General features: G+C 75.4%; 19 protein-coding genes and 1 pseudogene. 7 read left to right on the plus strand and 13 right to left on the minus strand.

Annotated elements, in window-relative coordinates; translation table 11 throughout:
• Window positions 1-341: 341 nt before the first annotated feature.
• The 6 genes and pseudogenes from pyrF to pyrR form a co-directional block, all read right to left on the minus strand.
• The gene (gene pyrF, locus KPL57_RS49380) at window positions 342-1,175 is read right to left on the minus strand and encodes an orotidine-5'-phosphate decarboxylase (RefSeq protein WP_226357334.1); all 834 of its coding nucleotides are present in this window, start codon (window positions 1,173-1,175) and stop codon (window positions 342-344) included.
• A complete protein-coding gene (gene carB / locus KPL57_RS49385) occupies window positions 1,172-4,483 on the minus strand; it encodes a carbamoyl-phosphate synthase large subunit (protein ID WP_226357335.1) in 3,312 nt (1,103 codons plus the stop codon). The genes pyrF and carB overlap by 4 nt, the downstream gene beginning before the upstream one ends.
• A gap of 710 nt (window positions 4,484-5,193) precedes the next feature.
• Window positions 5,194-6,288 (minus strand): annotated as a pseudogene (carA, locus tag KPL57_RS49395) (glutamine-hydrolyzing carbamoyl-phosphate synthase small subunit); the annotation flags it as partial.
• Entirely contained in the window at window positions 6,285-7,577 is a 1,293-nt protein-coding gene (locus KPL57_RS49400; protein ID WP_226357336.1) for a dihydroorotase, read from the minus strand. The gene KPL57_RS49400 and the pseudogene carA, both read right to left, overlap by 4 nt.
• A complete protein-coding gene (locus KPL57_RS49405; RefSeq protein ID WP_226357337.1) occupies window positions 7,574-8,518 on the minus strand; it encodes an aspartate carbamoyltransferase catalytic subunit in 945 nt (314 codons plus the stop codon). Before KPL57_RS49405 ends, KPL57_RS49400 begins: the two co-directional genes overlap by 4 nt.
• Window positions 8,515-9,108 carry a bifunctional pyr operon transcriptional regulator/uracil phosphoribosyltransferase PyrR gene (pyrR, locus tag KPL57_RS49410; RefSeq protein ID WP_062395627.1) on the minus strand — a complete coding sequence of 198 codons (594 nt, stop codon included), beginning with the start codon at window positions 9,106-9,108 and terminating at the stop codon, window positions 8,515-8,517. Before pyrR ends, KPL57_RS49405 begins: the two co-directional genes overlap by 4 nt.
• Window positions 9,109-9,690: 582 nt before the next feature.
• Between pyrR and KPL57_RS49415 the strand changes: the two genes are divergently transcribed.
• Window positions 9,691-10,182, plus strand: a complete 492-nt coding sequence (locus KPL57_RS49415; RefSeq protein WP_020625790.1) for a transcriptional regulator — start codon at window positions 9,691-9,693, stop codon at window positions 10,180-10,182.
• Window positions 10,183-10,289: 107 nt separating this feature from the next.
• Here KPL57_RS49415 and nusB read toward each other — a convergent pair whose 3' ends face one another.
• Together nusB and efp are read right to left on the minus strand one after the other, a co-directional pair.
• Window positions 10,290-10,709: a transcription antitermination factor NusB gene (gene nusB / locus KPL57_RS49420; RefSeq protein WP_100877619.1), complete on the minus strand. Its 420-nt coding sequence runs from the start codon at window positions 10,707-10,709 to the stop codon at window positions 10,290-10,292.
• A 1-nt stretch (window position 10,710) separates the two neighbouring features.
• Window positions 10,711-11,271, minus strand: coding sequence for an elongation factor P (gene efp / locus KPL57_RS49425; protein ID WP_073574689.1), 561 nt, complete (start codon window positions 11,269-11,271; stop codon window positions 10,711-10,713).
• A 105-nt stretch (window positions 11,272-11,376) separates the two neighbouring features.
• Here efp and KPL57_RS49430 point away from each other — a divergent pair, with 105 nt between their 5' ends.
• From KPL57_RS49430 to KPL57_RS49445, 4 genes are read left to right on the plus strand one after another with little or no spacing between them, the layout of a single operon-like run.
• Window positions 11,377-12,042, plus strand: coding sequence for a response regulator transcription factor (locus tag KPL57_RS49430; RefSeq protein ID WP_073574688.1), 666 nt, complete (start codon window positions 11,377-11,379; stop codon window positions 12,040-12,042).
• Window positions 12,029-14,131 carry a histidine kinase gene (locus tag KPL57_RS49435; RefSeq protein ID WP_226357338.1) on the plus strand — a complete coding sequence of 701 codons (2,103 nt, stop codon included), beginning with the start codon at window positions 12,029-12,031 and terminating at the stop codon, window positions 14,129-14,131. Before KPL57_RS49430 ends, KPL57_RS49435 begins: the two co-directional genes overlap by 14 nt.
• Window positions 14,132-14,160: 29 nt before the next feature.
• The gene (locus KPL57_RS49440; protein ID WP_226357339.1) at window positions 14,161-15,099 is read left to right on the plus strand and encodes an ABC transporter ATP-binding protein; all 939 of its coding nucleotides are present in this window, start codon (window positions 14,161-14,163) and stop codon (window positions 15,097-15,099) included.
• The gene (locus KPL57_RS49445; RefSeq protein WP_226357340.1) at window positions 15,096-16,298 is read left to right on the plus strand and encodes an ABC transporter permease; all 1,203 of its coding nucleotides are present in this window, start codon (window positions 15,096-15,098) and stop codon (window positions 16,296-16,298) included. Before KPL57_RS49440 ends, KPL57_RS49445 begins: the two co-directional genes overlap by 4 nt.
• Here KPL57_RS49445 and KPL57_RS49450 read toward each other — a convergent pair.
• Window positions 16,285-17,364 (minus strand): Xaa-Pro peptidase family protein, encoded by a 1,080-nt coding sequence (locus KPL57_RS49450; protein WP_226357341.1) that lies wholly within the window; start codon window positions 17,362-17,364, stop codon window positions 16,285-16,287. The two genes, KPL57_RS49445 and KPL57_RS49450, sit on opposite strands and share 14 nt — an antisense overlap.
• A gap of 30 nt (window positions 17,365-17,394) precedes the next feature.
• Between KPL57_RS49450 and KPL57_RS49455 the strand changes: the two genes are divergently transcribed.
• On the plus strand, window positions 17,395-18,111 hold the full coding sequence (locus KPL57_RS49455) for an MBL fold metallo-hydrolase (protein WP_062395645.1): 717 nt from the start codon (window positions 17,395-17,397) through the stop codon (window positions 18,109-18,111).
• Window positions 18,112-18,135: 24 nt separating this feature from the next.
• Window positions 18,136-18,651, plus strand: coding sequence for a hypothetical protein (locus tag KPL57_RS49460; RefSeq protein ID WP_226357342.1), 516 nt, complete (start codon window positions 18,136-18,138; stop codon window positions 18,649-18,651).
• Here KPL57_RS49460 and KPL57_RS49465 read toward each other — a convergent pair.
• Genes KPL57_RS49465 through aroC form a run of 4 tightly spaced genes read right to left on the minus strand, consistent with a single transcriptional unit; the run spans window position 18,607 to window position 22,484 of the window.
• Window positions 18,607-19,491 (minus strand): YhjD/YihY/BrkB family envelope integrity protein, encoded by an 885-nt coding sequence (locus tag KPL57_RS49465; RefSeq protein ID WP_226357343.1) that lies wholly within the window; start codon window positions 19,489-19,491, stop codon window positions 18,607-18,609. The genes KPL57_RS49460 and KPL57_RS49465 overlap by 45 nt on opposite strands.
• A gap of 1 nt (window position 19,492) precedes the next feature.
• Window positions 19,493-20,602 (minus strand): 3-dehydroquinate synthase, encoded by a 1,110-nt coding sequence (aroB, locus tag KPL57_RS49470; RefSeq protein ID WP_226357344.1) that lies wholly within the window; start codon window positions 20,600-20,602, stop codon window positions 19,493-19,495.
• Window positions 20,599-21,285 carry a shikimate kinase gene (locus KPL57_RS49475; RefSeq protein ID WP_308253124.1) on the minus strand — a complete coding sequence of 229 codons (687 nt, stop codon included), beginning with the start codon at window positions 21,283-21,285 and terminating at the stop codon, window positions 20,599-20,601. Before KPL57_RS49475 ends, aroB begins: the two co-directional genes overlap by 4 nt.
• Window positions 21,282-22,484 carry a chorismate synthase gene (gene aroC, locus KPL57_RS49480; RefSeq protein WP_226357345.1) on the minus strand — a complete coding sequence of 401 codons (1,203 nt, stop codon included), beginning with the start codon at window positions 22,482-22,484 and terminating at the stop codon, window positions 21,282-21,284. The genes KPL57_RS49475 and aroC overlap by 4 nt, the downstream gene beginning before the upstream one ends.
• Window positions 22,485-22,489: the final 5 nt, after the last annotated feature.

Raw genomic sequence — 22,489 nt, forward strand, 5'->3', positions numbered from 1 at the left:
TCAATGGGGGTCCCACCTCCGGTTTCGGCCATCAGGAGGTGATCAACGGCACCCTGTTCGAACCACGACAGGGGTGCCATCCGGCTCCCCCGTACGGCGGGTCGGCGCAGTGCTGCCCGCCGGACGGGGCAGCCGGCCCGCCGCCGGACGCGCCCGATCGACGTCCCGGTGCGCCCGGGGGCGTCCGGCGGGTGGAGCGGACCGCCCGGCGCGCGTCCGGCGCAGCCGGGCCGCCACCGGGCCCGCGTCGCCCGGACTCCATGATCGCGACGCGTGAGGGGTCCGGTGCCGGATCCGGCACCGACCCCTCACGGGAGACGATCACCCGGCCCGGCGGCCGCTCAGTGCGACCCGGCGGCCGTGGCGGCCAGCTCCTCCCCGAGCAGGTGCGCCGCGTCCCGCAGGGCGACGGCGTCGGGGCCGGCCGCCAGCACACCGCGCGCCGACACCGGCAGGACCGGGCCCGCGGTGCCCGCGAACCGCGACACCACGTCGGCCGGGCTCGCGCCCTGGGCACCGAGCCCGGGCACCAGCACCGGGCCGTTCAGCGCGGTCAGGTCCAGGCCGTGCTCGTGGGTGCCGCCGACGACGACCCCCACCGCGCCGCGGGGCCGCGCACCGGCGTTGCGGGCGGCGGCGTCGTCGACCATCCGCTGGGCGACGCTCACCCCGTCCGCCGTCGTGGCGCACTGCACCGCGGCACCGTCCGGGTTGGACGTGCGGGCCAGCACGAACACCCCGCGCCCGGCCTCGTCGGCGGCGGTCAGCGCCGGCTCCAGCGACCCGAACCCCAGGTAGGGCGACAGCGTGAGCGCGTCCGCCCCGAGCGGCGCGCCGACGCGCAGGTAGGCGTCGGCGTAGCCGTCCATGGTGGAGCCGATGTCGCCGCGCTTGGCGTCGAGCAGGGTCAGCGTGCCCGAGCCCGCGAACCCGGCGAGCAGCCGCTCCAGCACCGCGACGCCCGCCGAGCCGTGCCGCTCGAAGAACGCCGCCTGCGGCTTCACCACCGATACCGCCCCGGCGAACGCCGCGTGGCAGCGGTCGGCGAACGCGGCGAGGCCGTCGGCGTCGTCGGTGAGGTCCCAGGCCGCCAGCAGCGCCGGGTGCGGGTCGATCCCGACGCACAGCGGCCCGTGGGCGGCGACGGCCCCGTCGAGCCGGGCGGCGAAGCTCACGCCTTCGCCTTCAGCGCCGCGTGCGCCTGCTGCAGCGACCGCACGCCGAGCCCGCCCGAGGCGAGCGCCTCGATGCCCTGCACCGCGGCCGCGGTCCCCTGCACCGTGGTGATGCACGGCACCCCGCGCGACACCGCGGCGGCGCGGATCTCGTAGCCGTCGACGCGCGGACCGGGGTTCCCGACCGGGGTGTTGACGATCAGGTCGACGTCCCCGGCGAGGATGGTGTCGACGATCGTCGGGGTCTCCGGTCCGGAGCCCTCGCTGTGCTTGCGCACCACGGTGACGTCGATCCCGTTGCGGCGCAGCATCTCCGCGGTGCCCTCGGTGGCGAGGACCTGGAAGCCCATGTCGGCCAGGCGGCGGATCGGGAACACCATCGCCCGCTTGTCGCGGTCGGCGATGGACACGAACACCGTGCCCGAGGTCGGCAGCGACCCGTAGGCGGCGGCCTGCGACTTGGCGAACGCCGGGCCGAAGGCGGAGTCGAAGCCCATGACCTCGCCGGTGGACTTCATCTCCGGGCCGAGCAGCGGGTCGACGCCCTGGCCCGCGGTGTTGCGGAACCGGTTGAACGGCAGCACCGCCTCCTTGACCGCGACCGGGGAGTCGGCGGGCAACGCGCCGCCGTCGCCGGTGGCCGGGAGCAGGCCCTCGCCGCGCAGGTCGGCAATGGTGGCGCCGAGCATGATCCGGGCGGCGGCCTTGGCCAGCGGCACCGACGTCGCCTTGGACACGAACGGCACCGTCCGCGACGCCCGCGGGTTGGCCTCCAGCACGTAGAGCACGTCGCCGTGCAGGGCGTACTGGACGTTGAGCAGCCCGCGCACGCCGACGCCGTGCGCGATGGCGGCGGTGGCCTCGCGGACCTTCGCCAGCACCGACGAGCCCAGCGTGATCGGCGGCAGGGTGCAGGAGGAGTCCCCGGAGTGGACCCCGGCCTCCTCGATGTGCTCCATCACGCCGCCGAGGTAGATCTCCTCGCCGTCGCACAGGGCGTCGACGTCGATCTCGATGGCGTCGTCGAGGAACTTGTCGACCAGCACCGGGCGGTCCGGGGAGATGGTGGTGGCGCGGGCGATGTAGCCGGCCAGGGTCGCCTCGTCGTAGACGATCTCCATGCCGCGCCCGCCGAGCACGTAGGACGGCCGCACGAGCACCGGGTAGCCGATCCGGGTCGCGATCCCCCGGGCCTGCTCGAAGGAGGTCGCCATGCCGAACTCCGGGGCGGGCAGGCCGGCCTTGCGCAGGACCTCGCCGAACGCGCCGCGGTCCTCGGCCAGGTCGATCGCGGCCGCGGAGGTCCCGACGACGGGCACCCCGGCGTCGGTGAGGCGCTGCGCGAGCCCCAGCGGGGTCTGCCCGCCGAGCTGCACGATGACGCCCGCGACGGTGCCGGAGGTCTGCTCGGCGTGCACGACCTCCAGGACGTCCTCGAAGGTCAGCGGCTCGAAGTAGAGGCGGTCGGCGGTGTCGTAGTCGGTGGACACCGTCTCCGGGTTGCAGTTGACCATGACGGTCTCGAACCCGGCGGCGCGCAGCGCCATGACCGCGTGCACGCAGGAGTAGTCGAACTCGATGCCCTGCCCGATGCGGTTCGGGCCGGAGCCGAGGATCAGGACCTTCGGCTTCTCGGTCTGCGGGGCGATCTCCGACTCGGCCGAGGGGTCGGTCTCGTAGGCCGAGTAGTGGTACGGCGTCCTCGCCGCGAACTCGGCGGCGCAGGTGTCGACGGTCTTGTAGACCGGCCGGATGCCGAGGCGGTGGCGCAGGGTGCGCACGCCGTCCTCGCCGGCGAACTCGGGGCGCACCGCGGCGAGCTGACGGTCGGACAGGCCGTAGCGCTTGGCCCGGCGCAGCAGGTCGGCGTCGAGGACGGGCGCGGCCTCGAGCTCGGCGCGGATCTCCCCCAGCAGCGCGATCTGGTCGACGAACCAGGGGTCGATGCCGGAGGTCTTGGCGACGTCGTCGACCGACTGGCCGCAGCGCAGCGCGCGCTCGACCTCGTAGATGCGGCCGTCGACCGGGACGGTGTACTCCGGCTCGCCCTCGGGGTCCGGGGCGGTCCAGAAGCCGGCCCGGGCCCGCTCCATCGAGCGCAGCGCCTTGCCCAGCGCCTCCGGGAACGAACGGCCCAGCGCCATCGCCTCGCCGACGGACTTCATGGTCGTCGTCAGCTCGGGGTCGGCGCCCGGGAACTTCTCGAACGCGAACCGCGGGATCTTGACCGCGACGTAGTCCAGCGACGGCTCGAACGCGGCGATGGTCTCGCCGGTGATGTCGTTGCGGATCTCGTCGAGGGTGTAGCCGACGGCCAGCTTCGCGGCGATCTTGGCGATCGGGAAGCCGGTGGCCTTCGACGCCAGCGCGGAGGACCGCGAGACGCGCGGGTTCATCTCGATCACGACCAGGCGCCCGGTCTCGGGGTGGATCGCGAACTGGATGTTGCAGCCGCCGGTGTCGACACCGACCGCGCGCAGCACGGCGATGCCGACGTCGCGCATGTGCTGGTACTCGCGGTCGGTCAGGGTCATCGCCGGGGCGACGGTGATCGAGTCACCGGTGTGCACGCCCATCGGGTCGATGTTCTCGATGGAGCAGATGACGACCACGTTGTCGTGGTGGTCGCGCATGAGCTCCAGCTCGTACTCCTTCCAGCCGAGCACCGACTCCTCGATGAGGACCTCGGTGACCGGGGAGGCGGCGAGCCCGGCGCCGGCGAGGCGCTCCAGGTCCTGCGCCGAGTGCGCCATGCCCGAGCCGAGCCCACCCATGGTGAACGACGGCCGGATGACCACGGGCAGGCCCAGCTCGTCGGCGGCGGAGCGGACCTCCTCCATGGAGTGGCAGACCCGGGAGCGGGGGACGTCACCGCCGACCCCGATCACGATGTCCTTGAACTTGAGCCGGTCCTCGCCGCGCTCGATGGCGTCGACGTCGGCGCCGATCAGCTCGACGCCGTGGCGCTCCAGGGCACCGTTCTCGTGCAGCGCGATCGCGGTGTTGAGCGCGGTCTGCCCGCCCAGGGTCGCGAGCATCGCGGTGACCGGGGTGCCGTTGTCGCGCTCGGCGATGATGACCTTCTCGACGAACTCCGGGGTGATCGGCTCGACGTAGGTGGCGTCGGCGAACTCCGGGTCGGTCATGATCGTCGCCGGGTTGGAGTTGACCAGCGAGACCCGGATGCCCTCGGCCTGCAGCACCCGGCACGCCTGGGTGCCGGAGTAGTCGAACTCGCAGGCCTGACCGATGACGATCGGCCCGGAGCCGATCACCATGACGTGGTCGATGTCGTCGCGGCGGGGCATCAGTGGTCCTCCTGCCGGGCCTGGTCGTGCCGGTCCGGGTGCTGCGGGGTGGATGGGGATCCGGTGGGCGGTGGCGGCCACGGGCGGTCGTCGACGGGCCGGGCGCGGCCGGACACCGGGTCGCCGCCCGGTGCCGGCTCCGCCGGGGTGCCCTCGGCGTCCGGGTCGGCGGTGGCGCCCGGGTGGGCGGGCGTACCGCCGTCGCGGCGCAGCGCGTCCTCGATGTCGGAGAACGGCGCCGTCAGCGGGTCCGGGGTGCCGGGGCGGCCCACGGCGGGCATCCGGCTGGTGGGCGGCTCGATCTCGTCGCGGCCGGTGGCCGGGGTCCCGGCCGGCGGGGTGACGGGCAGCCGGGTGGTGTGCTCGTCGGCGGCGTCCGGTCCGGCGTCGGCCCCGGTGTGCGGGCCCTCCGGGCTGCCCGGCTCGAACCCGCCCGCGGCCGGGGCCGGGGCCGGTGTCGGCGAGGGCGCGGGCGGGGTGGGCCGCAGGTCGACCGACGGGGCCGCGGTCGCCGACGGCGGCGTGGCCGGGTCGGGCTGGGCGGTCATCGCCGGCGCGGGCGCCGCCCCGGTCCCGGACCCGGGCCGGGCCTCGGACCCGGGCTCGGGGGCCTCGGAACGGGCCTCGTCCTCGGGCCGCGGGTACGGCGCGGGCGCGGTGCCCTCGGGCCGCTGCCCGGCGACACCGGCGTAGCCGACCGGGTACTCGGTCATGAGCGCCACGAAGCGGTCGAACAGGTCCGACGCGTCGTGCGGGCCCGCGGCGGCCTCCGGGTGGTACTGCACGGAGAATGCCGGGAAGTCGAGCCCGGCCATGCCCTCGACGCAGCCGTCGTTGGGGCAGGTGTGGGTGATCTGCGCGCGGCCGTAGGGGGTGTCGAACTCCTCGCCCGCCTCGCCGGACACCGCGAAGCCGTGGTTCTGCGAGGTGATCGCGATCCGCCCGGTGGCGTGCTCGACGACCGGGATGTTGATGCCCCGGTGGCCGTAGCGCAGCTTGTAGGTGGACCGGCCGAGCGCGCGGCCGAGGATCTGGTTGCCGAAGCAGATCCCGAACAGCGGGATGCGCCGCTCCAGGACCTGCCGGGCGAGCGCGACCGGGCCGTCGGCGGTGGCCGGGTCACCCGGGCCGTTGGCCAGGAAGAAGCCGTCCGGGCGCAGCGACTCGACGGTCTCGATGGTGCTCGACGCGGGCAGGACGTGCACCTCGATGCCGCGGGCGGCCATCATCCGCGGGGTGTTGAACTTGATGCCGACGTCCAGGGCGGCGACGACGAAGCGCCGCTCCCCCACCGCGGGCACCACGTAGGTCTCGGCGGTGGTGACAGCGCCGTAGAGGTCGGCGCCCTCCATCTGCGGGGACTGCTTGACCCGCTCGACCAGCTCGTCGTCGGCGGCGAGGGCGGGGCCGGAGAAGATCCCGGCGCGCATGGCGCCCTGCTCGCGCAGGTGGCGCACCGCGGCGCGGGTGTCGATCCCGGCGATCCCGACGACCCCCTGGGCCCGCAGCGCGTCCTCCAGCGAGCCGGTGGCCCGCCAGTTCGACGCCCGCCGGGCGGGGTCGCGCACGACGTAGCCGGCGACCTGGATCGCCCGCGACTCGTCGTCCTCGTCGTTCCAGCCCGTGTTGCCGATCTGCGGTGCGGTCTGCAGCACGATCTGCCGGTGGTACGACGGGTCGGTCAGGGTCTCCTGGTAGCCGGTCATGCCGGTGGTGAACACGGCCTCACCGAGCGTCTCCCCGGTGGCGCCGTACGCCTGTCCGCGGAAGATCCGCCCGTCCTCGAGCACCAGTAGCGCGGTCACTGCACAACCTTCCCGTCCTGCGCGGTGATGCGTCCCCGCAGCACCGTCGCGACCACCGTTCCGGGCAGTCGCATTCCCTCGTACGGCGTGTTCGCCGCCTTGCTCGCCAGCTCCGCACCGCGGACCGTCCAGACCCCGTCCGGGGCGACCAGCGCGAACGTCGCCGGCTCCCCCTCCGCGATCGGACGGCCCTGGTCGGGCAGGTTCCCGATCTCCGCGGGGCGCTCCGACAGCACCCGCGCGACGCCGTGCCAGTCCAGCAGGCCCGGCTCCACCATCGTCTCGACCAGCACCGACAGGGCGGTCTGCAGGCCCAGCATGCCCGGCTTCGCGGCCTGCCACTCGGTGTCCTTGTACTGCGCGGCGTGCGGGGCGTGGTCGGTCGCGACGACGTCGATCACGCCCTCGGCCAGCGCCTCGCGCATCGCGCGGGTGTCGTCGGCGGTGCGCAGCGGCGGGTTGACCTTGTTCACCGGGTCGTAGCCGGTCAGCCGGGAGTCGGTGAGCAGCAGGTGGTGCGGGGTGACCTCGGCCGACACCCGCACGCCCTGGGCCTTGGCGGCGCGCAGCACGTCGATCGTGCGGGCGGTGGAGATGTGGCAGACGTGCAGCCGCGCGCCGGCCTCGCGGGCCAGCGCGCAGTCGCGGGCGACGATCGTCTCCTCCGCGGTGGCGGGCCACCCGGCGAGCCCGAGGCGCGCGGCGACGGCGCCCTCGTGCGCCTGGGCGCCGCCGGTGAGGCGGTGGTCCTCGGCGTGCTGGGCGATGACGACGTCGAGCGCGGAGGCGTACTCCAGCGCGCGGCGCATGATCAGCGGGTCGTTCACGCAGCGGCCGTCGTCGGAGAACATCCGCACCGCGGCGCGGGAGGCGGCCATCGTGCCGAGCTCGGCGAGCTTCTCGCCGCCGAGGCCGACGGTGACCGCACCGACCGGGTGCACGTCGACCAGCCCGATCTCCTCGCCGCGCCGGCGCACGTGCTCGACGACGACGTCGGAGTCGGCGACCGGGGTGGTGTTCGGCATCGCGAACACGGCGGTGAACCCGCCGAGCGCCGCAGCCCGGCTGCCGGTCTCGATGGTCTCGGACTCCTCGCCGCCGGGCTCGCGCAGGTGCACGTGCAGGTCGACGAAGCCGGGCAGCAGCACGGCGCCGTCGGCGTCGAGGGTCTCGGCGCCCTCGGGCGCGGTCAGGCCGGTGCCGATGGTGGCGACGACGCCGTCGGCGACGAGCACGTCGACCGGGTCCCCGCCGTAGGGCCGGGTGTTGCGGATCAGCAGGTCGGTCATTCGGGAGCTCCGGCGAGAAGGTGGTAGAGGACGGCCATCCGCACGTGCACGCCGTTGCGGACCTGGGCCAGGACGGCGGCGTTGGGGGCGTCGGCGACCGCGGGGGCGATCTCCATGCCGCGGATCATCGGGCCGGGGTGCAGGACGACCGCGTGGTCGGGCAGGAGCCTCGCGCGGTCCTCGGACAGCCCGAAGCGCACCGCGTACTCGCGCGCGGAGGGGAAGAAGCCGCCGTGCATCCGCTCGGACTGCACGCGCAGCATCATGACCGCGTCGAGCGCGGGCAGCTCGGCGTCCAGCTCGTGGGACACCCGGCACGGCCAGGACTCGACGCCGGTGGGCAGCAGCGTCGGCGGCGCGACGAGCACGACCTCGGCGCCGAGGGTCGCGAGCAGCAGCACGTTGGACCGGGCGACCCGGGAGTGCAGGACGTCGCCGACGATCCCGATCCGGCGCCCGGCGATGCCGCCGAGCCGGTCGCGCAGGGTCGCGGCGTCGAGCAGCGCCTGGGTGGGGTGCTCGTGGGTGCCGTCGCCGGCGTTGACGATCGCGGTGGGGGTGCCGGTGACCTCGCGGTCGGCGTCCACCCAGTGCGCGAGCCGGTGCGCCGACCCCGAGGCGGGGTGGCGCACGACCACGCAGTCCGCGCCCATCGAGGACAGGGTCAGCGCGGTGTCGCGCAGCGACTCCCCCTTGGAGACCGATGAGCCGGAGGCGGACACGTTCACGGTGTCGGCGCTCATCCACTTGCCGGCGATCTCGAACGACACCCGGGTGCGGGTGGAGTTCTCGTAGAACATCGTGATGACCGTGCGGCCGCGCAGCGTCGGCAGCTTGCGCACCTCGCGGCCGAGCAGCGCCTCGCGCAGCCGGTCGGAGGTGTCGAGCAGCGCGGTGGCCTCGGCGGCGTCGAGGTCGGCGACCGAGAGCAGGTGTCTCACCTGTCCCCCTCTCCCTGGGTGATCCAGACGCCGTCGCTGCCGTCGATCTCGGTCAGCGAGACCAGGATCTGCTCCGAGCGCGACGTCGGGACGTTCTTGCCGACGTAGTCGGCGCGGATCGGGAGCTCCCGGTGGCCGCGGTCGATCAGCACGGCGAGCTGCACCGCGCGCGGGCGGCCCTCGTCGCGCAGGGCGTCGAGCGCGGCGCGGGTGGTGCGCCCGGACATGAGGACGTCGTCGACGAGCACGACGAGCCGGTCGTCGACCCCGCCCTCGGGCACCGCGGTGGACTCCAGCGCGCGGGCCGGGCCGCGGCGCAGGTCGTCGCGGTAGAGGGTGGCGTCGACCGAGCCGACGGCCGGTGCGGCCCCGGCGAAGTCGGTGATCGCGGCGGCGAGCCGGTGGGCCAGGTGCACGCCGCGGGTGGGGACGCCCAGGAGCACGAGCCCGTCGGGGTTCTCGGCGCTGAAGGCGGTCTTCTCGATGATCTGGTGCGCGATGCGCGCGACGGTGCGGGTGACGTCGGCGGCGGACAGCAGTTCCCGTGCGGGCTGCTGCGCGTCGGCGTCCCCGCGGCGGTTCTGCGCCACGAGGTGGTCTCCTTCCCCGCCTCACCGGACGGGTCTTAAAGGACGGTCGTGCAAGAGCTGTGCGCCAACCTAGCAACCCGGCGGGTGTCCGCGCGGGCCCGCCGCAGCGCGTCACACCGCGAGCCGCGCCACAGCCGCGTCACTCGTTCGAGGTCACGTTCCCGTCACGATGCGCGATGGTCGACTGCGGACCGGTGCGACACCTTGCGATACCCGATTCTGCCCATGCGCACCCACAGGGGCGGGTGGTGGGATCGCGGACCCACACCCTGCGCTACCGCTGACGAGGGACGTGGACTGCCCCGTTCGTGTGGGAAACCGCTCGTCAACCCCCCGAGCAGGGGGTCGAACTTGACGGTGCCGGACCGGACCCGGAGGATTACTCTCCGTATCAATCAGCACGCGTGCAGCAGCGCCGCAACGCGCGGGACGGTCGGGACGCCGGCCCCCGCCGGAGCTGCCGCCCCGAACGGGACCACCCACAGGGGCGACGACGCGGCAGGCGCGACAACGGACCGGTGCACCGCCGGTGACCGGCCGGTCCGGCCACACCGGTACGGACCGTCAGGAACGAGGAGATCGATGGGCGACTACGCCAAGGCGCTCGGGGGCAAGCTCCGGGCGATCAGGCAGCAACAGGGGCTCTCCCTGCACGGCGTCGAGCAGAAGTCGGGCGGACGCTGGAAGGCGGTCGTCGTGGGCTCCTACGAGCGCGGGGACCGTGCGGTCACCGTGCAGAAGCTGGCCGAGCTGGCCGACTTCTACGGCGTCCCGGTGGCCGAGCTGCTCCCCGAGGGCCGCATCCCCTCCGGCAGCGAGCCCGCGACGAAGATCGTGATCAACCTGGAGCGGCTGCAGCAGCTCCCCGCGGACAAGGTCGGGCCGCTGGCCCGCTACGCCGCGGCCATCCAGAGCCAGCGCGGCGACTACAACGGCAAGGTGCTCTCGATCCGCGCCGAGGACCTGCGTTCGCTCGCGATCATCTACGACATGTCCCCCGGCGAGCTGACCGACCAGCTCATCGACTGGGGAGTGCTCCCGCCCGAGGCGCGTCCCGGGCAGCACGTGGGATGATCTGTTCCACCGGCCGCGTCCCAGGGGAAGGGTGACGCGACCGGTCGGGCGGTGGCCGGGGTCTGCACAGTCCCCCGGCCATCGCCCTTCGTGCGTTCAGGCCCTGGTCAGAGGGTCGCGCGCAGGTGCTCGGCGATGTCGGAGATCTGCCCGAGCACTCCGTTGACGTAGCGCGGGGAGTCGTCGGTCGACAGCGTCCGGGCCAGCTCGACGGCCTCGGTGATCGCGACCGGGTCGTCGACGTCGTCGACCCACAGCAGCTCGTAGATCCCGAGCCGCAGCAGGCCGCGGTCGACCGCGGGCATCCGGTCGACGTCCCAGCCCTCGGCGTGCTCGGCGATCAGCTGGTCGATCCGGTCCCGGTGGGTGGCGACGCCCTCGACGAGCCGCGCCGCGTAGTCCTGCACGGGCGGCGCGTCGTCGGTCTCGCGGCGCGCGGTGAGCACGGACAGAGCGTCCTCACCGCGTGCCTCGGCCTCGAAGAGGATGTCCAGTGCCCGTTTACGGGCCTTGGTGCGTGCGCGCACCTCAGCTCACGCGGCCGAGGTAACGGCCGTCCCGGGTGTCGACCTTGACCTTGGTGCCGCTCTCCAGGAACAGCGGCACCTGGATCTCGGCGCCGGTCTCCAGGGTCGCGGGCTTGGTGCCGCCGGTGGAGCGGTCACCCTGCAGGCCCGGGTCGGTGTGGGAGATGACCAGCTCGACCGAGGTCGGGAGCTCGATGAACAGCGGCTCCCCCTCGTGCAGCGACACCTGGGCGGAGGCGTTCTCCAGCAGGTAGCGCGCGGCGTCGCCGACGGCCTTCTCCGGGATCGGGATCTGGTCGAAGGTGTCGCCGTCCATGAAGACGAAGTCGGTGCCCTCGCGGTACAGGTAGGTCATGTCGCGGCGGTCCACCGTCGCGGTGTCGACCTTGGTGCCCGCGTTGAAGGTCCGGTCCACGACCTTCCCGGACATCACGTTCTTCAGCGTGGTGCGAACGAACGCACCGCCCTTGCCGGGCTTGACGTGCTGGAACGCCGTCACGGTCCACAGCTGGCCCTCGATGTTCAGGACCAGGCCGTTCTTCAGGTCGTTCGTGGTCGCCACGTGCGCGCTCTCCTGCTCGGATCTCGGATTCGTGCGTCGGTCAGGGTACCGCCACCCGGTTCACCGGCCCGCCCGAGGGGCGGGCGACCTGCCAGGATGGGCGCCATGACGGTGCGGGTGGTGGTGGCCGACGACCAGGCGGTGGTGCGGGCGGGGCTGCGGACGGTGCTGGCGGCGGCGCCGGACATCGACGTCGTCGGGGAGGCCGGGGACGGCGCGGAGGCCGCCGAGCTGGCCGAGACCCTGCGCCCGGACGTCGTGCTGATGGACGTCCGGATGCCCGGCACCGACGGCATCGAGGGGACCCGGCGGATCCGCGCGCTGCGCGACCCCGGCATCCGCGTGCTGGTGGTGACGACCTTCGACCTGGACCGCCACGTCTACGACGCGTTGCGGGCCGGCGCGTCCGGCTTCGTGCTGAAGGACGTCGAGCCGGAGGACCTCCAGGTCGCGGTCCGCACCGTGCACGCCGGGCACGAGCTGTTCGCGCCGTCGGTCACCCGCAGGCTCGTCGGCTCGTTCGTCCCGGCCGACCCGCCCGCCCCGGCCGGGCCCGCGGCCGGGCTGACCGAGCGGGAGCGGGAGGTGCTCGGGCTGGTCGCCGCCGGGCTGTCCAACGCCGAGATCGCCGACCGGCTGGTGCTGGGCGGCACGACGGTCAAGACCCACGTCTCGAACCTGCTCACCAAGCTGGGGCTGCGCGACCGGGTGCAGCTGGTGGTGTTCGCCTACGAGCACGGGCTGGTGGGAGCGGCCGGTGCCGACGGCTGAGCCCGGCCCGGACGGTCCCGCCGCCCCCACGCCGCTGCCCGGCACCCGCGCCGGGGACGTCGCGCTGGCGGTGCTGGCGCTGATCCTGGTCGCCCAGGAGCTGGTCACCGCCCTGGTCCTGGAGATCCCCGGCTACGCCCACCGGCTCGCCCCGCCGCTGTCCGTGGCGCTGGCGGCGGTGCTGAGCCTGGCGATGGCCGCCACCGTACTGCTGCGCCGCCACCGGCCGCGGCGCGCCTACCTGGTCCTGGCCGTGCTCGCCGCCCCGGCGATGGCGTTCCTCGGCGGGTTCGCCGCGCTGCTGTGGCCGCTGCTGGCCTTCTCCGTCGCGCGGGCTCCGCAGCGCGGACCGGTCGGCGCGGCGGCCTGGGTGACGCTGCCCTGGCTCGGTGCGCTCGGCCTGGCCGGGCTGCTGCGCGTCCCGGTGTCGCCGGATCCGGCGACCGAGGCGGGGATGCTCGTCGGCGGCTCGGTGGTGGTGGCGCCGCTGCTGGTCATCGCCGCCCTCGCGGGGCGGTGGAGCCGGTCCGCCGCGCTGCGCGCCGACCGGGAACGGGCCGAGACCGACCGGCTGCGGCACGGCACCGCGCTGGACGCCGAGCGGTCCCGGATCGCCGAGGAGATCGGCGGCGGGGTGCTCAGCGGTCTGCGCGGCCTGGTCGCCCAGGCCGGGGCGCTGGGCCCCGGCGCGACCGAGGCCGACCTGCGGGCCGTGCGGGAGCGGGCCCGGTCGGTGCTGGCCGCGATGCGCCGGGTCCTGGGCGTGCTCCGCGCGCCCGCCGCCGCCGAGCCGGGGCCCGTCGCCGCCGCGGTGCCGGTGCCCGCCGCACCCCCGCGGCGGCGCCGGCTGCCGCTACCCGACCGGGCCGGGCTGTGGGCGCTCGTCGCGTTCGTGGTCCCGGCACTGCTGATGGGGGCGCTGGTCGCCCCGGTGGCCGGCCTGGACACCGGGCAGCCGGTCGTCGACGGGTTCCTGCGCATGCTGGCGCTGCCCTGGCGGAACCCGGCCGCGGCGGCCGTCGTGGTGGCGCAGTTCGCACTCGTCGCCTGGTGGCGGACCGCGCCGGTGCCGGCGCTGCTGCTCGCCGGGGCCGGGTCGCTCGCCGCGGGGCTGCTCGACGGCTCGAACGTGTTCGCCGAGTCGGCCTGGATCCTGCTGGTCTGGGGCGCGGCGACGGCGGCGCCGGTCGTGACGTCCGCGGTGGCCGTGGTGGTGTCGACGCTCGTCGTCGTCGCCGGGGGTGTCCTGACGGGGGTGTGGGACCGGCTCGGCTACCCGGAGTCGGTGGTGGTGCTGAACTTCCTGGCCGTGGTGCCGCTGTGGGCGGCCGGGGTCGCGGTCCGCCACCACCGGCTCGACACCGCGGCCCGGCGGCGCGCGCTCACCGAGGCGGGCGTGCGCGACGCGCTCACCCGCGAACGCCTGCGGGTGGCCCGCGACCTGCACGACGTCGTCGCCCACCACGTCTCCGCGGTGGCGGTGCAGGCCGGGGCCGCGCGGCTCGCCGCCGACCCGGCGGCGCGCGCCGAGGCGCTCGGGCACATCGCCGACTCGGTCCGCCGGGTCGCCGAGGCGCTGCCCGCGCTGGCCGACCTGGGTCCGGACCCGGACGGCGCGGACCTGTCCCCCGCCGCGCTGCAGGCGCTGGTCGCGCCGTCCCGCTCGGCGGGTCTGCCGGTCACGGTGACGGTCGAGGGCCCGCCGGCGGAGACGCCCGGCGAGGCGGAGCTGTTCGCCCGGCGCATCGTCACCGAGGCCCTGACCAACACCCTGCGCCACGCCGGGCCCACCCCCACCCGGGTGCGGGTCACCCAGGGCGGCGCCGACGAGCCCGTCGTCGTGGAGGTCGGCGACGACGGCCCGGTGCCCGGCCACCGGCCCGACGGCACCGGCTCCGGCCTGGGCCTGCTCGGCATGCGGGAACGGGTCGCGCTGCTCGGCGGCGACCTGTACACCGGCCCCGGCGACGGTCCGGGGTGGACGGTCCGCGCGGTGCTGCCCCGCAGCCCGCTCGTCCGCGAGGACGACCCCGCCGCGTCGCCGATCTCGTCCTCCGCGCCGATCCGTGAAGGGGCCCCCGGCTCGTAGCGTCGGCCCCCACGAGCGGGGAGGGACCGATGACAGCACAGCAGCAGCAGCTCCGGGCCGGGCCGGTGACCGGCACCGGCGCGACGCTCGAGATCGACGCGCTGACCAAGCGCTACGGCGGCACCGTCGCCCTGGACGGGGTGAGCTTCGACGTCCGCCCGGGCGAGATCTTCGGCTTCGTCGGCTCCAACGGCGCCGGGAAGACGACGACCATGCGGATCGCCCTCGGGGTGCTGGCGGCGGACTCCGGGCAGGTCCGCGTCGGCGGGCGCCCGGTCGACCTCGACGTGCGCCGCACGATCGGCTACATGCCCGAGGAGCGCGGGCTGTACCCGAAGATGAAGGTCGGCGAGCAGCTCACCTACCTGGCCGAGCTGCACGGCGTCGACCGGGCCGCGGCGCGCCGGGCGGTGCTGCACTGGGCCGAGCAGCTCGGCGTCGACCACCGGCTCGGTGACACCGTCGACGCGCTCAGCCTGGGCAACCAGCAGCGCGTGCAGCTGGCCGCCGCGCTCGTGCACGACCCGGCGGTGCTGGTGCTCGACGAGCCGTTCTCCGGGCTGGACCCGGTCGCCGTCGACGTGATGAGCGAGGTCCTGCGGGAGAAGGCCCGCGCCGGGGTGCCGGTGCTGTTCTCCAGCCACCAGCTCGACCTGGTGCAGCGACTGTGCGACCGGGTCGGGATCCTCGTGGCCGGCCGGATGCGGACCGTCGGCACCGTCGGCGAGGTGCGCCGCGGTGGCGGCACCCGGCTGGAGGTCCACGCCCCCGCCGCCGCGCCCGGCTGGGCGCAGGGCCTGCCCGGGGTCACCGTGCTCGCCCACGACCGCGGCCGCACCGTCCTGGCGCTCGGCGACGGCGCCGACGACCAGCGGGTCCTCGCCGCGGCGCTCGCCACCGGGCCGGTGCGCGGCTTCACCGTCACCACGCCGTCCCTGACCGATCTGTACCGGGAGGTCGTCGCATGACCGGGTCCGCCACCCTGCCCGCGCACCGCGCGGTCGCGCTCGTCGCGCGTCGCGAGTTCCGGGTGCAGGTGCACAAGCGCAGCTTCTGGATCAGCAACGCGATCATGGTGCTGGTCATCGTCGGCGGCATGGTCGCCTACGCGGTGTTCGGCTCCGGCGGCGACGACCGGCCCACCGTCGGGGTGGCCGGGGACGCCTCGCTCGCCGCGGCGGTCACGACCGCCGGGGAGCGGCTCGGCCTGCCCGTCGAGGTCCGGGAGGTGCCGTCCGCGGCCGCCGGGCGCGACGCCGTCGCCGCCGGGGACCTCGACGTCGCCCTGACCGCGGACGGCCCGGCGGGCGCGGTCGCCGTCGTCGACTCCGAGGTGCCGTCGGCGACCCGCGCGGTGCTCGACGCCGCGCTCGCCGACCGGGCCACCGCGGCCGCGCTGGCGACGGTGGGCCTCACCCCGGCCGAGCTGGCCGCCGCGACCCCGCCCGCCGGGCTCACCGTCGACGCGCTCGACCCCGCCGACCCCGAGGCCGGGCAGCGCACCGCGCTGTCGTTCGTCGTGCTGATCGTGATGTTCATGCAGATCGTGGGCTTCGGCCTCACCGTCGCCATGGGCGTGGTCGAGGAGAAGTCCAGCCGCGTGGTGGAGCTGCTGCTGTCGACGATCCGCCCGCTGCACCTGCTGTGGGGCAAGGTGCTGGGCATCGGCGCGGTCGGGCTGGTGCAGCTGCTGCTCTACGGCGTCGTCGGCATCGGCGCCGGGATCGCCACCGGCCTGCTGACGATCACCGGCACCGCGCTCGGGGTGTTCGGCGCCGCACTGGGCTGGTTCGTCCTCGGCTACGCCTTCTTCGCGGTGCTCTACGCCGCCGCCGGGTCGCTGGTCTCGCGCCAGGAGGACGTCAACACCACCACCGGGCCGCTGATGATGCTGCTGTTCGCGATGTACGGCGTCTCGTTCTGGTTCCTGGGCTCGCCGGACTCCGCGGTGCTCGGCGTGCTGTCGTGGATCCCGCCGTTCCCGGCGATGCTGATGCCGCTGATGATCGCCGAAGGGTCGGCGACCGCCTGGCACGTCGCCGGGTCGGCCCTGGTCATGCTGGTGGCGCTGGTCCTGCTGGCGAAGGCGGGCGCCCGGGTCTACGAGCGGTCGGTGCTGCGGATCGGGGCGACCGTGCCGTGGCGGGAGGCGCTCAGATCTCGATGAGCTCGCGGGGCAGCCCGGTCAGCGGCACGGCCGGGCCGCCCGCGACGACGTGCAGGGTGTCCTCGATCCGCACCCCGCCCCGTCCGTCGAGGTAGACGCCCGGCTCGACGGTCACGACGTTGCCGGCGTCGATCCGCCCGGTGGCGGTGATCCCGAGCCACGGCGGCTCGTGCACCGCGAGCCCGACCCCGTGCCCGAGGCCGTGCGGGAACCGTTCGCCGTGCCCGGCGGCGGTGATCACGTCCCGGGCGGCCGCGTCGACGGCGGTCACCGACGCCCCGTCGACGAGCGCGGCCCGCCCGGCCGCGGCGGCGGCGTCGACCAGGGCGTGCAGCTCACGCTGCCAGTCCGCGGCCGGGCCCAGGCAGAACGTGCGCGTGGTGTCGGAGTGGTAGCCGTCCAGCGCCGCCCCGAAGTCGATCTTGACGAGGTCGCCACGGCGCAGCTCGGTCCCGGTGGGGCGGTGGTGCGGCACCGCGGAGTGCGGGCCCGCGGCGAGGATGGTGTCGAAGGCGGGGCCGTCGGCGCCCAGGCGGCGCATCCGGTCGTCGAGGTCGAGCGCGACGTCGGCCTCGGTGCGGCCCGGGCGCAGGCCGCCGTCGTCGAGCAGGGCGCGCAGCGCGGTGTCGGCCAGCGCGCAGGCCGCGGCGATCCGCTCGACCTCGCCGGCGTCCTTGACCGCGCGCAGCCGCCCGGCCAGCCCGGGGGCGCGGCGCAGCCTGCGGCCGGGGACGGCGTCGCGGACCGCGGCCAGCCCGTCGACGGTCAGCGTCGCCGAGTCGTAGCCGAGGGTCAGCCCGGCGGGGACCCGGGCCGCGCCGGCCGGCGCACTCGGCCGTTCGACGAGGACCTCCAGGTCGGGGCACTGCTCCGCGGCCTGGACGCGGTAGCGCCCGTCGGTGCAGAGCAGGTCGTCGCCCGGGTCGGCGGCGATCACCGCGGCGGCGTTGGAGCCGGTGAACCCGGTGAGGTGCCGGACGTCGAGCAGGTCGGTGACCAGCAGCGCGTCCAGTCCGGCGGCGGGGAGCAGGGCGCGCAGGGTGTCGCGCCGGGCGGGGTGGGACATGGCCCGAACCCTATGTCTAGGGTCGCGGCCATGGGTCTCTACTTCCGCCAGCTGCTGTCGGGCCAGGACTACGCCGTGGGTGACCCGGTGGCCACCCAGATGGTCAACTTCTCGTACCTGATCGGCGACGACGAGACCCGCGAGGCCGTCGTCGTCGACCCGGCCTACTCCCCCGACGAGCTGCTCGCGACCCTCGACGCCGACGGCATGCGCCTGACCGGGGTGCTGGCCACGCACCACCACCCCGACCACGTCGGCGGCACGATGATGGGCTTCGACCTCGTCGGCGTCGCGCAGCTGATCGGGTCGCACCCGGTGCCGATCCACGTGCAGCGCGCCGAGGCCGACTACGTGACGCGGGTGACCGGGCTGTCGGCGACCGACCTGACCCCGCACGACCACGACGACGTCGTCGAGGTGGGGAACGTCGCGATCCGGCTGCTGCACACCCCCGGCCACACCCCGGGCAGCCAGTGCTTCCTGGTGCCCGGCCCGGACGGCGACCGGCTCGTCGCCGGGGACACGCTGTTCCTGCAGGGCTGCGGGCGCACCGACTTCCCGGGCGGCGACACCGCGCAGATGTACCACTCGCTGCAGCAGCTGGCTGCGCTGAAGGGCAACCCGACGGTCTACCCGGGGCACCGGTACTCGCCGGCGTCGAACGCCCCGCTCGACGACGTGCGGGCCACCAACACCGTCTACCGGGCGACCTCGGCCGAGCAGTTCGTGGCCGCGTTCGGGTCATGACGGCCGGATCGTGACGGCCGGGTCGTGACCCCGGCCGCGGTGGTGCTCGTCGAGGGGGCCAGCGACGCCGCGGTGCTCGAGACCCTCGCGCGGCGCCGCGGCACCCCGCCCGGCGACGTGGCGATCGTCGTCCTGCACGGCTACACCAACCTGGGCACCGCGCTGGCGGCCCTCGCCCCGGCCGCCCCGGACCGGGTCGCCGTGCTGTGCGACGCCGGCGCCGCGGCGTACTCCCGCCGGGTCGCCGGCGCGGCGGTGCCGGTCCGGGTGTGCGACGCCGACCTGGAGGACGAGCTGCTGCGGGCGCTCGGCACCGCGCGGGTGCACGCCGTCCTCGACGCCTGCGGTGAGCTCGCCGCGCTGCACGCCCTGGCCCGTCAGCCCGGCCGCCGCGGCCGCGGCGCCGACGAGAACCTGCGCCGGTTCCTCTCGGCGCGCTCCGGGCGCAAGGTCCGCTACGGCGCGCTGTTCGCCGCCGAGCTGGATCTGCGGGCGCTACCGGACCCGCTGCGCCGGGTCCTCGACGACGTCGGTCTCTGACCGGGGTGCGGGGTCGGTCCCGTCGGTCGCGATCCACGCCGCGGAGAACACCAGCAGCCGCGACAGCAGGAACAGGAAGAACAGTGTCGCGAGCACGGTGCCGAACACGGCACCGCCCGCGGTGTCGGACACGACGCCGACGACCAGCGCGACCCCGAGCTTGAGCAGCTCCAGCGCGACCGCGCCGACGGCGGCGGGGCGCACGACCCGGCGCAGCGGGACCGGTCGGCGCGGCAGCCGGGCCAGCACGAAGCAGAACACGGCCCAGTCCAGGACCAGCACCACGACGGCGCCGAGCACCCGCAGCGCGACCCGGCCGCCGAGCGCGTCGCGGACACCCACCAGCTCCAGGGTGAACCCGGCCAGCCCGGTCACGGCGAACGTCACCACCACCGAGGCGAGGACGGCGGCGCCGAGCACGGCCAGCGCACCCAGGTCCCACAGGACCCGGCGCGGCGAGACGATCCGCTCGGCGGGCAGCCGGAACTGCGCCGACAGCGCCTCCCGCAGGTACGACGTCCACGTCGACCCGGCCCACAGCACCCCGAGCGCGCCGATCCCGACGAGCGACCCGCTGCGGGCGGCCGCGGCCTCGACGGCGGGGGCGACGGCGTCGGTCAGCCCGGCCGGGAACGCCGCCTCGACGGCGAGGACCAGGTCGTCGCGGGAGGTGGTGCGCCAGAACACGAGCAGCCCGAGGGCGAAGAACAGGACGAGCAGCAGCGGCACCGCCGCGATCACGGTGTAGAACGCGACCGCGGCGGACAGGTGGTTGCCGCGCTGGTGGCGGTAGCGGTCGGCGGCCCGGCGGGCGTGCGCGACCCCCGCCCGGACCGCCACCTCAGCCGCTGATCGCCGCGTACGCGGTCGCGAGCAGGCCTGCGTCCGGGCCCTCCAGACGGCCGGGCTCCGCGAGCCCGTCGAGGACGACGAACCGCAGCGTCCCGGCCCGGGACTTCTTGTCCCCGCGCATGGTCTCGGTCAGCTCGTCGAGCACGCCGGGCTCGTAGCGCGTCGGCAGCCCGACCAGCTCCAGCACCTCGCGGTGCAGGTCGGCGGTGGCGTCGTCGAGCCGCCCCGCGGCGCGGGCCAGCTCGGCGGCGAACACCAGGCCGACGGCGACGGCGTTGCCGTGCCGCCACCGGTAGCGCTCGCGGCGCTCCACGGCGTGGCCGAGGGTGTGGCCGTAGTTGAGGATCTCCCGCAGGTGCGACTCGCGCAGGTCCGCCCCGACGACGTCGGCCTTCACCCGGATCGCGCGGCGCACCAGCTCGGCCAGCACCGGCCCGGCCGGGTCCAGCGCGGCGGCCGGGTCGGCGCGGACGCGGTCGAGGATGACCGGGTCGGCGATGAACCCGGCCTTCCACACCTCCGCGGACCCGGCGACGAGCTCGGGACGTGGCAGCGTGCGCAGCGTGTCGAGGTCGACGAGCACCGCGGACGGCTCGTGGAAGGCGCCCACCAGGTTCTTCCCGGCGGCGGTGTTGATGCCGGTCTTCCCGCCGACGGCGGCGTCGACCATGGCGAGCAGCGTGGTCGGGACGTGCACGACCCGCACCCCGCGCATCCACGTGGCGGCGACGAACCCGGCGAGGTCGGTGACCGCTCCCCCGCCGAACCCGACGACGACGTCGGCCCGGGTCAGTCCGGCCCGGGCGCAGGCGTCCCAGCAGTCGGCCAGCGAGGCCAGGGACTTGCCGTCCTCGGCGTCGGGCACCTCGTGGGTGGCCGCGGCCAGCCCGGCGGCCGCCAGCTCGGCGCGGGCGGCGCCGGCGCGGTCGGCGAGCGTCGGCGGGTGCAGCACGAGGACCCGGCCGGCGCCGGTGCCGGCGACGACCTCGGCCAGCCGCGCGGCCACCCCGGCGCCGACGAACACCGGGTAGGGCGCCTCGGTGCGGACGTCGATGCGGACCGAGCCGTCGGGCTCGGTGGTGCCGGACGTGTCGTTCATCGGGCCTCCGCCCGCTCGGTGCCGGTGCCGTCCTGCGGCGAGCCGAAGCCGGGCACCGGCAACGTCGAGTCCTGGCGCGGGGTGGGCCGGTCGAACGGGTCGGCGGCGTCCGGGGACGCCTCGGGCAGCGCGGCCGGGCCGTGCCCGAGCCCGGCCAGCACGGCGGCGACGACCTGGTTGGGGCTGCGGCGCACCGTCGTGACGGCCACGGTGGCGACCTCGGCGTAGAGCGGGGCCCGCTCGGCGAGCAGCGCCCGGAACGTCGCGCGCGGGTTCACCCCGGCCAGCAGCGGGCGCGCGGTGGACATCCCGGTGCGGCGCATCCCGTCGGCGAGGTCCACCTCCAGGGCGACGACGCGGTGCCCGGCGAGCAGCGCGCGGGTCTCGGCGGCCAGCACCGAGCCGCCACCGAGGGCGAGGACGCCGTGCCCGGCCCGCAGCTGCTCGGCGACGACCTCGCGCTCCAGCGCGCGGAACGCGGCCTCGCCCTCCTGCACGAACATCTCCGCGATCGGCTTGCCGATGCGCGCGACGATCGCGGCGTCGGTGTCGGCGAAGGTCAGGCCGAGCCGCTGCGCGAGCAGCGAGCCGACCGTGCTCTTGCCGGACCCGGGCGGGCCGACGAGCACCACCCAGGGGCGGCCCTCGGCATCGGGGGCCGGGGTGGGGGCCGGCGCGGTCACCGCTGCCCCGCCAGGTAGGAGGCGAGGTTGCGGCGGGTCTCGTCGAGCGAGTCGCCGCCGAACTTCTCCAGCGCGGCCTGGGCCAGCACCAGCGCCACCATCGTCTCGACGACGACCCCGGCACGCGGCACGGCGCAGGCGTCGGACCGCTGGTGGATGGCGGTGGCCTCCTCGCCGGTGGTGGTGTCGATCGTGCGCAGCGCCCGCGGCACGGTGGAGATGGGCTTCATCGCGACCCGGACCCGGACCGGCTCGCCGTTGGTCATGCCGCCCTCGATGCCGCCGGCCCGGTTGGTGAGCCGGGTGACCGGGACGGTGCCCGCCGGGCCCTGCCCGGGCGAGCCGGCGGGGACCATCTCGTCGTGGGCGACGGAGCCGCGGCGGTGCGCGGTGCGGAAGCCGTCGCCGATCTCGACGCCCTTCATCGCCTGGATGCCCATCAGCGCGGCGGCGAGCCGGGCGTCGAGCCGGCGGTCGGCCTGCACGTAGGTGCCGACGCCGACCGGCATCCCGTAGGCGATGACCTCGATGACCCCGCCGAGGGTGTCGCCGGCGTCGTGCGCGGCGTCGATCTCGGCGGCCATCGCGGCGCCGGTGGCGTCGGTGAAGGCGCGCACCGGGTTGGCGTCGATGCGGTCGAGGTCGGCGGGGCCGGGCAGCGGCTCGTCGTCCGGGGCGTCGACGGCGCCGATGCCCACGACGTGGGACACGATCGTCACGCCGAGGGCCTGCTGCAGGAACGCCTTGGCCACGGTGCCGAGCACGACGCGGGCGGCGGTCTCGCGGGCGCTGGCGCGCTCCAGGACCGGGCGGGCCTCGTCGAAGCCGTACTTGGTCATGCCGGCGAGGTCGGCGTGGCCGGGGCGGGGCCGGGTCAGCGGCGCGTTGCGGGCCCGGTTCGCGATCAGCTCCGGGTCCACCGGGTCGGCGGCCATGACCGTCTCCCACTTGGGCCACTCGGTGTTGGCGATGCGGACCGCGACCGGCCCGCCCTGGGTGACGCCGTGCCGCAGGCCGCCGATGACCTCCAGCTCGTCGGCCTCGAACGCCATCCGCGGGCTGCGGCCGTAGCCGAGCTTGCGGCGGGCCAGCTCGGCCTGCAGCTCCTTGGTGGTGACCGAGACCCCGGCGACCATGCCCTCCAGCACGCCCACCAGGGCCGGACCGTGGGACTCCCCGGCGGTGATCCATCGCAGCACGGCGA

It is taken from the genome of Pseudonocardia sp. ICBG601, assembly GCF_020496245.1.